The sequence below is a fragment of the Chryseobacterium sp. KMC2 genome (assembly GCF_016756935.1).
Classification (GTDB): domain Bacteria; phylum Bacteroidota; class Bacteroidia; order Flavobacteriales; family Weeksellaceae; genus Chryseobacterium; species Chryseobacterium rhizosphaerae.
The window spans coordinates 45,178-57,416 of the sequence record NZ_JAESIT010000018.1 but is presented as its reverse complement, the minus strand read 5'-3'; the positions used below and the strand labels follow the sequence as shown (position 1 = coordinate 57,416).

The 12,239-nt window shown below is 36.2% G+C and carries 13 protein-coding genes; 9 read left to right on the top strand and 4 right to left on the bottom strand.

Translation table 11 applies throughout. The features are described from left to right. Positions 1-22: 22 nt before the first annotated feature. The 4 genes from JML65_RS18570 to clpB all read right to left on the bottom strand — a co-directional run bounded on the left by JML65_RS18570 (position 23) and on the right by clpB (position 4,413). Entirely contained in the window at positions 23-541 is a 519-nt protein-coding gene (locus tag JML65_RS18570; protein ID WP_202271681.1) for a hypothetical protein, read from the bottom strand. 197 nt (positions 542-738) lie between these two features. Then, entirely contained in the window at positions 739-891 is a 153-nt protein-coding gene (locus tag JML65_RS18565; protein ID WP_156126151.1) for a hypothetical protein, read from the bottom strand. Between the two features lie 104 nt (positions 892-995). Then, positions 996-1,649, bottom strand: a complete 654-nt coding sequence (locus tag JML65_RS18560) for a hypothetical protein (RefSeq protein WP_047496808.1) — start codon at positions 1,647-1,649, stop codon at positions 996-998. A gap of 169 nt (positions 1,650-1,818) precedes the next feature. Beyond that, complete coding sequence (gene clpB, locus JML65_RS18555; protein WP_084087792.1) at positions 1,819-4,413, bottom strand: ATP-dependent chaperone ClpB; 2,595 nt, start codon at positions 4,411-4,413, stop codon at positions 1,819-1,821. Positions 4,414-4,754: 341 nt separating this feature from the next. On the opposite strand from clpB, the gene JML65_RS18550 reads away from it, so the two are divergent. The 9 genes from JML65_RS18550 (at position 4,755) to JML65_RS18510 (ending at position 12,215) form a co-directional block, all read left to right on the top strand. Next, entirely contained in the window at positions 4,755-5,363 is a 609-nt protein-coding gene (locus tag JML65_RS18550) for a TetR/AcrR family transcriptional regulator (RefSeq protein ID WP_228406277.1), read from the top strand. A gap of 347 nt (positions 5,364-5,710) precedes the next feature. Continuing rightward, positions 5,711-7,027, top strand: coding sequence for a phenylacetate--CoA ligase family protein (locus JML65_RS18545; RefSeq protein ID WP_202271680.1), 1,317 nt, complete (start codon positions 5,711-5,713; stop codon positions 7,025-7,027). Next, positions 7,027-8,112 (top strand): 2Fe-2S iron-sulfur cluster-binding protein, encoded by a 1,086-nt coding sequence (locus JML65_RS18540; RefSeq protein ID WP_047496800.1) that lies wholly within the window; start codon positions 7,027-7,029, stop codon positions 8,110-8,112. Before JML65_RS18545 ends, JML65_RS18540 begins: the two co-directional genes overlap by 1 nt. A gap of 92 nt (positions 8,113-8,204) precedes the next feature. After that, positions 8,205-9,143, top strand: coding sequence for a 1,2-phenylacetyl-CoA epoxidase subunit PaaA (paaA, locus tag JML65_RS18535; protein ID WP_047496798.1), 939 nt, complete (start codon positions 8,205-8,207; stop codon positions 9,141-9,143). Positions 9,144-9,230: 87 nt separating this feature from the next. Beyond that, positions 9,231-9,512 (top strand): 1,2-phenylacetyl-CoA epoxidase subunit PaaB, encoded by a 282-nt coding sequence (gene paaB, locus JML65_RS18530; protein WP_039364405.1) that lies wholly within the window; start codon positions 9,231-9,233, stop codon positions 9,510-9,512. Positions 9,513-9,585: 73 nt separating this feature from the next. Next, entirely contained in the window at positions 9,586-10,335 is a 750-nt protein-coding gene (gene paaC / locus JML65_RS18525) for a 1,2-phenylacetyl-CoA epoxidase subunit PaaC (RefSeq protein ID WP_047496794.1), read from the top strand. 30 nt (positions 10,336-10,365) lie between these two features. Beyond that, positions 10,366-10,830 carry a 1,2-phenylacetyl-CoA epoxidase subunit PaaD gene (gene paaD / locus JML65_RS18520; protein ID WP_202271679.1) on the top strand — a complete coding sequence of 155 codons (465 nt, stop codon included), beginning with the start codon at positions 10,366-10,368 and terminating at the stop codon, positions 10,828-10,830. Between the two features lie 194 nt (positions 10,831-11,024). After that, positions 11,025-11,825: an enoyl-CoA hydratase/isomerase family protein gene (locus JML65_RS18515; RefSeq protein ID WP_084087795.1), complete on the top strand. Its 801-nt coding sequence runs from the start codon at positions 11,025-11,027 to the stop codon at positions 11,823-11,825. Positions 11,826-11,861: 36 nt separating this feature from the next. Beyond that, a complete protein-coding gene (locus JML65_RS18510; RefSeq protein WP_202271678.1) occupies positions 11,862-12,215 on the top strand; it encodes a four helix bundle protein in 354 nt (117 codons plus the stop codon). The last annotated feature ends 24 nt before the right edge of the window (positions 12,216-12,239 follow it).

The window sequence follows — 12,239 nt, the reverse complement described above, 5'->3', positions numbered from 1 at the left end:
CTATAAAATCATCAATTAAGTATTAAAAATATTCAGCTATTGGATTGGATGGAGGAATAAGTTGTCCGTTATTTTCTCCAATAGGATCTTCCTCTTTACCTCCTCTTCTGGCAGTTAATGCTAAATTGATAGATTGATCCAAGGTGTTGAAATCATAGTGGTGGACTTCTCCTTCTTCATCTGTTTTCTTTACCGTAGGAATCATGACCAGGGTATGTCTTCCGGCATACTCTTCAGATACGGGATGGGATTCCATTATATTCCAGTTTTCAAGCTTTGGATAAGCGGCATAATAAAATCTGATTCCTAAATCTTCCTCAGTTGCTTCGGGAGTCTTTTTCATGGCTTCTTCTTCTATCATCGCAATGAACTTTTTTAATTTAGGAAGGTCAAACCAGATTGAATGGGCATCTTGTATCCCCAAAGTCTCGTTAATTGCACTCAAATGATTCTGGCGGTAATTCTCTATTAAAGTCTTAATTAAACCATTTGACATTCTGCCGGATTTTGGTCCATATTCATTAGTAGATTCTGCTTCCATAACTTAGTATTTATAAAAAATGTTAGTGTATCTGCAAATTTCGGAAAAAATATGGTAGAAAAAATACTAATAAATAAGGGATTATACTGTTATTTTTACCGGGTTTTTACGGGTTGCATATGAATGATACTATGCGTAAATAATATCGAAGTCGTCATAAGGGTACAAAAAAACCGGAGATAATCTCCGGCTTAGATTTATATACAAGGATATTTCGTTCGGTCCTTGCAAACCAGTCCTGCCGTGCAGCATAAACCGGTAGGGCAATTCCAGAATTCGTCACACATGATGATGGAAGTAAGGACTCCACCGTCAATTTTCTTTAATTCATCTCTTTTTAATTTTTTCATGTTGATTTTGGTTTAGTTAGATTATTATGGTAAATGTAATGATAATTCACATTGTTTGGATAAAAATAAACAAAAAGATGGTTTTTTGATCTTTCCCTGTGATTTTACAAGAGGCCAGGTTTCTGTTTTCCCCGTATCAGCGAAACTGAAAACAGAATGTACATGATAATAAGAGAAATTTGAAAATAAGAATAATAAATATCCCAGATTTCTTTATACTGCCTTATCTGAGCATAAAAAGTCCAGAATGGCATGGTTCCGATGTAGAATAAAGTAACTCCCAGATTGATGTAAAACATTCTGTTTCTGCTAAAGTTGATAATCTCGGAAGAATTCACCTGATGATAATATTCCATAATCACAAGAATCATTAAAATAAGACATCCCAGCGTATAATTGATGGAAAATATTTCCTTCTTGGTATCAAGAAAAATTTCATTGGGGATAAATGACAGCAGGTAGAGCAGAGATAGGATATAAAAAAGTTTGGGCTTTCCAAAAGTCTTTGCAGCATAGAGCCAATAAAAAAATATAAACTCCAGGGGAATCACAAAATAATTATAAAATTTTGGACTGTCGTAGTCTATAAAACGTGGACTGTATTTTCCGAACACCTCACACAGGAAAATGATGATAAGATAGAGGCAAAAATACTTCCAATGCTGCTCTTTTTCACGATGATAATAGAATAGTGCGATGAGTGCCGTGGCTCCTTCTACCCAAAGGATGGTTTCATAAAGTATTTGGGGAATTGTCATGTATGATGTGAAAATATTTTACAGATTCTTAGATTGGGCTTAAGTTAATCATTAGTATTTGGTTGTTGAAGATAATAAAATTAGATCAAAACCAGGATAAAAAAATAAGTGCTGCAGAGAATTCTACAGCACTTACTTACAAAAATAATGTATATGAAAAAAAACTATTTTATTGTTCGGTAGGTCTGAAAACAAGACCTGTTTCTTCAAAGAAATCTAATGTGATTCTATCTCCGTCATTTACATTTCCGGCAAGGATCTCTTTAGATAGTTTATTCAGTACATCCTGTTGGATAACTCTTTTTAGAGGTCTTGCTCCGAAAGCAGGATCGTAACCTTTCTCCATCAGATAATCTACCGCATCCTGAGTAAATGTCATGATGATGTTGCGTTTTGCCAACATGTCATTGAATCCTCTCAGCTGATACTGAACGATTTTTCCGATCTCTTTTTTTCTTAGAGGCTGGAAGAGTACAATCTCATCAATTCTGTTCAGGAATTCCGGGCGTAAAGTTTGTTTCAGTAAATCAAAGACCTCGTCTTTCGTTTTATCTACAATTTCGTCCTGGTTTTCCTCTGTAATATTTTCAAAATTCTCCTGGATCAGATGTGAACCCAAATTGGAGGTCATGATGATAATAGAGTTTTTAAAATTCACTACACGGCCTTTATTATCTGTAAGACGCCCATCGTCCAAAACCTGTAACAGGGTATTGAAAACATCAGGATGTGCTTTTTCTATCTCATCCAGAAGTACTACAGAATAAGGTCTTCTTCTTACCGCTTCTGTCAGCTGTCCTCCTTCATCATAACCTACATATCCCGGAGGCGCTCCCACTAATCTTGAAACACTGTGACGTTCCTGATATTCACTCATATCAATTCTGGTCATGTTGTTTTCATCGTCGAATAAGAATTCCGCTAATGCTTTTGCCAGCTCAGTCTTACCAACACCTGTGGTTCCTAAGAATAAGAATGATCCGATAGGTTTTTTGTCATCGCTCAATCCTGCTCTGTTTCTTCTGATGGCATCCGCTACAGCCTGGATCGCTTCATCCTGACCTACAACTCTATGGTGAAGTTCAGCTTCAAGATTCAATAATTTAGCTCTTTCCGATTGTAACAGCTTGGTGACAGGGATTCCTGTCCATTTTCCAATGACTTCAGAAATATTTTCAGCGGTAACTTCTTCTTTGATCAGCTCATTCTGATGGTTCTGCATTTCAAGTTCCAGTTTTTCCAGCTGCTCTTCTTTTTCACGGAGTTTTCCATATTGTATTTCCGCTACTTTTGCATAGTCTCCAGTTCTGGATGCTCTTTCCGCTTCTAATTTTAAAGATTCAATCTCTTTTTTAACCTGAGTTAAATCCTCACTTTTCTGCTTCTCTTTCAGCCATTTGGCATTGATTTCATTTCTCTGTTCAGAAATTTTAGCAATATCCTCTTTCAAATGATTGATTTTGGTCTCATTGCCTTCTCTTGAGATGGCTGCCAATTCAATTTCCATCTGCATTAATTTTCTGTCCAGTACATCCAGTTCTTCCGGTTTGGAATTGATCTCCATCCTCAATTTAGCAGAAGCCTCATCAATAAGGTCGATTGCTTTATCCGGTAAGAATCTGTCTGAAATATATCTTTGAGACATTTCCACAGCAGCAATAATCGCTTCATCTTTGATTCTTACCTTGTGATGCGCCTCATATTTATCTTTAATACCCCTAAGAATGGAAATTGCAGATTCTGTATCCGGTTCTTCTACCATTACCTTCTGGAAACGTCTTTCCAACGCTTTATCCTTCTCAAAATATTTCTGATATTCATTTAAGGTAGTGGCTCCGATAGCTCTCAATTCTCCTCTTGCCAAAGCCGGTTTCAGGATATTGGCAGCATCCATTGCACCTTCGCCACCTCCGGCACCTACCAATGTGTGGATCTCATCGATGAAAAGGATGATCTGTCCGTCAGATTTGCTGACTTCATTTACTACAGATTTTAAACGCTCTTCAAATTCACCTTTATATTTGGCCCCGGCGATCAATGCTCCCATGTCCAGTGAAAATAATGTTTTATCCATTAGATTTTCAGGGACATCACCACTGATAATTCTGTGAGCGATTCCTTCAGCAATGGCTGTTTTACCAACTCCCGGTTCACCGATAAGGATCGGGTTATTTTTTGTTCTTCTGGAAAGAATCTGTAAAACCCTTCTGATTTCTTCATCACGTCCGATCACTGGGTCGAGTTTTCCTTCAGCTGCTAATTCATTAAAGTTTTTAGCATATTTATTTAAGGACTGGTATGTTTCTTCCGAGCTGGCAGAAGTAGCTTTGCTCCCTTTTCTTAATTCTTTAATACCTCCTTCCAGCAATTTTTTGGTAACACCCATATCCTTCAACATTTTGGATACTTCCGAGCTCGTCTCTAAAAGAGAGAGCCATAAATGTTCAATGGTTACATATTCATCGTCCATTTTTTTGGCGATGTTGGGTGCGTCCAGCAATACTTTATTTGCAGATTGAGAAAGGTAAATGTTTCCTCCCTGTACTTTTGGAAGTTTTTCTAAATTTTCACGGTTACGCTCTCTTACCAGATTAGCATCTGCTTCAGATTTTTTTAGTAAGAAAGGTGATATATTTTCATCTACCTGAAAGATCCCTTCAAGTATATGTTGAGGTTCGATACTTTGATTGCCTAATTCCAGAGCAACTTGTTGAGCTGCCTGAATGGCTTCCTGTGATTTTACAGTATATTGGTTTAAGTTCATATTCTATCTATATTTTTGGTTGATTCGTTTAAAGTTAAGTTCTAAAAAACATCAAGAAACCAAATTTTAAGGCTTGGCTTCTTAATGCCATCAATTATTTAATCATTTATTCGATGACTGTATCACAAAAATCGTTCAATTATTAAATTTACAAAAAAATAGGACAAAATTTCCGAATTTGGTATTTTTAACGTAAAATTAACTTGACAAAATTTCCGATTCTTCATATTTTTCTTTGGAATGGTGAACAATACGTCATACCGGGAGTGGAATATCTTTGAAGATCGATGGGGAAATCTACTTATTTATCCGATGTCTGTGTTAAATTCCGGCGTATTATTTTGAGAATAACTACTTTTGCATTTTACCAGATGGAGCTTAAAGAAAAACAAAGAAGAATATTAAACGTAGCTGTAGAACTTTTCAAAGAGAAAGGATATATGGGCAGTTCAGTAAGAGATCTGGCTACAAAACTCAATATTAAGGCCGCATCACTGTATGCACATATCCGTTCAAAGGAAGAAATTTTGGAATGGATTTGCTTTGGCATTGCCCAAGAATTTTTCGACGAGCTTCAGGAAGTAAAAAATACAAATATTCCTCCTAAAGAAAAGCTTAACCTATTTCTGGATAAACATTTGTCGGTAGTCCTGGAGAACCGTGATGTGACCCATATTTATTCCAACGAATGGAGACATCTTGAAGAAAGACTTCCTGAGTTTGTGGAATTGAGAAGAAGCTATCAACAGGAAGTGGAGGAACTTATTTCTGAAATTTACCAGGCTGAAAACTGGGAGCTGAAATCTCCGTCTTTTACCACGAGATTTATTCTTCATACCCTCAACAATTCTTATTTCTGGTTCAAAAGAAACAGCGATTCTACCGATGCAATTATAGATGAAATCAGAGAGAAGATACTTTTTGGATTATTAGGTAACCAGAAACAATAGTTGTTCTTTATTTACATATTTGATCAACGGATCTTTGGAACTCTACAGGAGTTTAGAGCTGGAAAAAAATAGGCGATAAATTCCGTCTTTCTACTCGTCTCGCTCTGAATAGCAATATTTATTTTACTACTCCTTATTTTTTTAAAGCTTAAGTGTTCTTCTCAATAGTCCTATTTTGTCTTGGTAAGGCTTTAATATTCAAAACTTCTGTAATTTTTTGGTCTAAATAAAGGGAATCATTCGTGTGTTGTTATTTAGAATCATTCAAAATATGATAAAAATCATAAAAATTTTGTCAGCTGGCAAAATCTTTTTAAATTTACACCTAACAAATGTTAGTTAGTTTTATGGGTTTTTCAGTTGAATATCTGGAGCTGGGTCAGTTGAGACAGCTTCAATCCGACCGGTTAACAGGGTTAATGGGTTATCTTGAGGAGAAGTCAGAATTTTATAAAAGAAAATTCGATGAATTAAAAATATCTCCACAGGATATAAGGACAATAGAAGATATCACGAAACTTCCTATTACGTACAAACAGGACTTGAGAGATCATTATCCGTTTGGATTGTTTACGGTTCCTAAAAATGAACTGCAGAGAATCCACTGTTCAAGCGGAACTACAGGAAAACCTACTGTTGTGGGATATACCAAAGAAGATGTAGATCTTTTCAGTGAGGTCGTAGCAAGATCTCTGTATGCTGCAGGTGCCAGACCAGGGATGCAGTTGCATAATGCATATGGGTATGGGATTTTCACAGGAGGGCTTGGTCTCCATTATGGGGCTGAGAAACTGGGAATGAGTGTTCTTCCCATTTCAGGAGGAATGACAGCCAGACAGGTAGATCTGATTATGGATTTTAAACCGGAAGTAATCTGTTGCTCACCATCTTATGCACTCACTATTGCTGATGAATTTGCCAACAGGGGAATATCAGCCGAGGAGATCAGTCTTCAATATGCGGTGTTGGGTTCAGAGCCCTGGACAGAAATTATCAGAGGACATATTGAAGAGAGGTTAGGAGTTCATGCCACGAATATTTATGGATTAAGTGAAATTATAGGCCCCGGAGTTTCAATGGAAGATTTTGAAGAAAAAGGAGGTTCTTATATTTGGGAAGATCATTTTTATCCTGAAATTTTAGATCCGGTGACCAAACAACCGGTTCCATTCGGTGAAGAAGGAGTATTGGTGATTACAACGTTAACGAAAAAAGCAATGCCTCTTTTACGCTACTGGACCAATGATATTACAAGTCTTTACTATGATGAAAATGCCAAAAGAACAATGGTGAAAATGAAGCCTATTGTTGGCAGGGCAGATGATATGCTGATTGTAAGGGGGGTAAATGTTTATCCAAGCCAGATTGAAGATGCATTTTCATATGTAAAAGGAGTTGTTCCCAATTATTATCTGACCCCTATTGAAAAGGAACATATGTGCGTAGCACTGGATATTGATATAGAAATTGATGATGACTTTGTAAAAGATCAAAGATTAGAAACAAATACCGATGAATATTTTAAATTTGTCGGGACCTTTGGAAAAAATATAGAAAACGAAATAAAAAAACGGGTAGGGATTACTACAAAAGTAAAAGTTCATGCCCAGGACAGTTTGCCGAAGTGCGAAGGTGGAAAAATTAATAGAATACTAAAAAAATAATGAATTCATTTTATAAACTTAAAACAGTTAGAGTTCAGAAAGATACTCCGGAAGCCGTCAATGTGGCTGTGGAAATTCCTGAAGAACTGAAAGACAAGTTCAGATTCAAACAGGGACAGTACCTTAATTTCCGAATGGTGATCAACGGAAACGAAGAAAGACGTTCTTACTCTATCTGTAATGCTCCAAGTGAAAAAAGCAATACGCTGGAAGTTTTGGTGAAATTATTAGAAGGCGGAAAGGTATCAGGATATTTCAACGAACATCTTCATATGGATGAAATGCTGGAAGTAATGCCTCCGATGGGTGGTTTTAATACTTCTTATCATCCTACCAATGTGAAAACCTATGTAGGTCTTGCAGCGGGAAGCGGGATCACTCCTGTTTTATCCAATATTAAAGAAAGCCTTTATCAGGAGCCTAACAGTAATGCCTATTTGTTTTACAGTAACAGAAGCATGAATCATGTTTTGAGAAAAGGGGAAATAGATAAATTAGTTGAGCATTTTAACGGAAGACTTAAGGTCGTTTATCTGGTAAGCCGCGAGAAGCATGAAGATCCCGTTTTTGAAGGACGAATTTCTGCCGAAAAATTAGATCAGTTATTTGAGAGATACACCGATATTGATGTAAAAGAATCCACTTATTTTATTTGTGGACCCTCAGAAATGATCAAAGGGATTGCGGATTACCTTAAAAAAGATAAAAAAGTACCTGCTATCCAGGTTTTATTTGAATACTTCACGGCTCCTGACGAAGAAAATACGGAGGAGATGAGTGACGAATTTAAGGCTATTGCCAATATTGAAAGTATGGTAACGGTCATTATCGATGATGATGAATATTCGTTCCACTTAAATTCTAAAAAAGAGAGTATCTTAGATAAAGCATTGAAAGACAATCTTCCAGTACCTTTTGCTTGCAAAGGAGGAGTTTGTTGTACGTGTAAAGCGGAGGTTTTGGAAGGAGAAGTTTTCATGGAGAAAAACTACGCGCTTACCGAAGATGAAGTAGCCAGAGGTTACGTTCTTACCTGTCAATGTCACCCGACAACGAATGTGGTGATGCTTAATTATGATGTTTAATTTTTTGTAAAGTGTAAAATGTATAATGTAAAAAGTAGATCAAAAATACATTGTACAGCTGACATTTTACTTTAGTACAAAAAACAAAAGAAATGGACTTAGAAAAATTTGTTCAATACGTTCACGACGAAAATAAAGTAGAACCAAAAGATGTAATGCCTGATGACTACAGAAAATTATTGGTTCGTCAGATTTCACAGCACGCCCATTCTGAAATTGTAGGAATGTTGCCGGAAGCCAACTGGATTTCCAGAGCTCCTTCATTGAGAAGAAAAATGGCTCTTCTGGCTAAAGTCCAGGATGAGGCAGGGCACGGTTTATACCTGTATTCTGCCACTGAAACACTAGGAAACGGAACAATCCGAGCGGATAGAGATGCTACTTACGAAGATATGTTGGAAGGGAAAGCGAAATACTCAAGTATTTTTAATTATCCGACATTAAGCTGGGCAGATATCGGTGCTATTGGTTGGTTGGTAGATGGAGCAGCGATTATGAACCAGGTAATGCTGATGGGGAATTCTTATGGTCCTTATTCAAGAGCGATGGTGAAAATCTGTAAAGAAGAATCTTTCCACCAAAGACAGGGATATGAAATCTTGATGGCTCTTTGCCGTGGTACAAAACAACAGAAAGAAATGGCTCAGGCTTCGCTAAACCGTTTCTGGTGGCCGGCTTTAATGATGTTTGGACCGAATGATGACAGCTCACCAAATTCTAAGATTTCTATGAATTATAGAGTGAAAAGAGAAAGTAATGATAACCTTCGTCAGAGATTTATTGACGTTACCGTTTCTCAGGCTGAATTCTTAGGATTAACGATTCCGGATAAAGATCTGAAATGGAATGAGGAAAGACAACATTACGATTTCGGAGAGCTTCCCTGGGGTGAATTCATGGAAATCTTAAAAGGAAATGGTCCTTGCAACAGAAAGAGGCTGGATACCAAAGTAAAAGCTCAGCAGGAAAACCTTTGGGTAAAAGAAGCAGCGGCAGCTTTTGCAGAAAAACAGGAAAACAAAGTATTATAATATAATGAGAGAATTTGAAGATGTGCTAATTGAAAAATTAATTAACGCATTAACGAATTTTCAAATTTTCAAATTTTTTATTTGACTATGGCAAATTTAGATATGTGGGAAGTGTTTATTCAGACTAAACCGGGATTATCTCACAAACACGTTGGAATAGTACAGGCACCAACAGCAGAAATGGCTTTGCAGAATGCAAGAGACGTTTATACAAGAAGAAAAGAAGGAACTTCTGTTTGGGTAGTTCCAAGTAAATATATTGTGACTTCGGAAGGGGTGGATAAGGAAGCCTTCTTCGATCCGGCTGACGACAAATTATACCGTCATCCGACTTTTTACGACATTCCTAATGATGTAAAGAATATGTAATTTTCTGTAAAATGTCAGCTGTAAAAAGTACATTGTACAACCGACATTTTACATTTTACAAAAAGAAAAAACAATGAACCCATTATATAATTATTTATTAAAACTGGCAGACGACAGTTTCATCATGGGGCAGAGGTTGTCTGCATGGTGTGGTGAAGGTCCTTATTTAGAGGAAGATATTGCATTGACAAATATTGCATTGGATGAACTAGGTCAGGCCAATAACTTTTATGTTTACGCTTCAAGAGTGATTGATAACGGTAAAAGTGAAGATGATCTGGCATTCTTAAGATATGAACATGAATATCTGAATGCCCACTGGACTGAGCTTCCTAATGAAGATTATGCTCAGACCATTCTTAAAGTTTACGTGTTCGCCGTATATCAAAAACTGATGTATGAGGCTCTGTCTCATTCTGCAGATGAAGAGCTTTCTGCAATTGCTCAGAAATCTTTGAAAGAAGTAAGGTATCACTATACCCACGCTGCTTCATGGATGAAAATTTTTGCTCAGGGAACCGAAGAAAGTAAAACCCGTTTAGAAAAAGCGATTGGAAATATCTGGGAATATTCAAAAGGATTATTTGCAAAAGTGGAAGGAGAGGATGATTTAGTTATTTTAAATATTGTTCCCAATGTTGATGTACTTTATGATGAATTTCTTTCCATTACACAAAAAGATTTTGCAGAATATGGTTTAGAATATCCTACGAATCCTTTCATGCAGCCAAAATCAAGAACAGGATATCATACGGAATATTTCGGATATATTCTTTGTGAGCTTCAGTATATGCAGCGCGCGTATCCGGGATGTACGTGGTAGAAAACAATGAGGTAATTCTCAAAATTAATAATGAACGATTTATTACACTTATTAAAAACAATCCCCGATCCGGAAATTCCGGTCATTGATATTGTGGAATTAGGAATTGTGAGGGAGGCCAGCATCACAGGTGAAAATACTTGTGAAGTGACCATTACACCAACTTATTCTGCTTGCCCTGCAATGTTTACCATTGAAGAGGATATTATTAAAATGATGAAGGAAAACGGCTGGGATGCAAAGGTGGTTACCAAAATGTTTCCAATATGGACAACAGACTGGATAACAGATGAAGCGAGAGAAAAACTCCGGGTTTACGGAATCACACCTCCTGAAAAAGGAGCAGATGAACATCATATCGGAAAGCCTAAAAAATGTCCGCGTTGTGGCTCCGAGCATACCAAACAGATCAGCAGATTCGGGTCTACCCTGTGTAAGGCTTCTTACCAGTGTTTAGACTGTCTGGAACCTTTTGATTATTTTAAATGTCATTAATTAATGAATCAATTTAGCAATCAATCTACCCATAAAAATGCTTTGTGCATCGTAGTTTATAAGGTATGATCAGTTTTATCAGAACTATTTTATTTGTTGCATTGTTAAACTGTTAGATTGTTACGTTATACTAGATTGTTAGATTAATTTATATTGTTAAATTAGAGCATTGTTAAATAATAAATAAAAAAACTATGTATACACAACTTGATATTGAAACGCATTTTGACGGGAAGCTTAAAATCGCCTATCTTAATCAACCTGAAACAATGAATGCCCTTACAAAACCTTCTTTATCGGATTTGAAAGATTTCATTAAAGAATGTAATGAAGATCATACTGTAAGATGTGTAGCGATCTCAGGTAGAGGAAGAGCGTTCTGCTCAGGTCAAAATTTAGATGATGCCTTTGTACAAGGTAATGAACACCATGATAACGACATCATCAGAAAAATTGTGGTAGATTACTATAATCCTTTGGTTACAGAAATTACACATTGCAAAAAACCGGTGGTAGCATTGGTAAATGGTCCTGCAGTAGGAGCCGGAGCAATGCTGGCCCTAATTTGTGACTTTGTGTTGGCTGTAGATAAATCATATTTTGCTCAGGCATTCTCCAATATCGGATTGATTCCTGATACAGGAGGAACTTATTTCTTACCGAAACTTTTAGGTAGACAATTAGCTAACTATTTAGCATTCACAGGTAAAAAACTATCTGCTGAAGAATCTAAATCGTACGGTCTTGTTGCTGAGGTTTTCAATGAAGAAGAATTTGCTCCAAAATCTATGGAAATTCTTGAAAAAATGTCAAATATGCCAACAGCAGCACTTAAACTGACTAAAAAAGCTTTTGCACAGTCTTACAATAATACTTTGAAAGAACAATTGGAGTTAGAAGGAGATTTACAGCAGGAAGCTGCAGAAACCGAAGACTTCATTGAAGGAGTAAATGCCTTTTTACAGAAAAGAAAACCTAATTATAAAGGAAAATAAATCAATTTGAAAATGGGTTAATTTGAGAATTTGAAAATGAGAAATGACAAAGAAAATATTATAGTAAATAAAACTTTTGATTTTGCATTGAACATTATTGAATTTTCAGAAAAACTGTATAAGGCTAATAAGTTTTCACTGGCGAATCAGATTTTTAAATCAGGAACTTCAATCGGAGCTAATGTAAGAGAAGCTCAAAATGCAGAAAGCAGGGCCGATTTTATTCATAAAGTAAAAATTGCAGCTAAAGAAGCAGATGAAACAGAATATTGGTTATCATTGTGTTTGCAATCAGAATTTTTGTGCTCACCTGATGAGAAGTTATTTAAAGATTTAAGAGAAATCATATTAATTCTGTCTAAAATTATTTCTACGTCAAAATTTAAATAATTTTCAAATTAACTCATTTTCAAA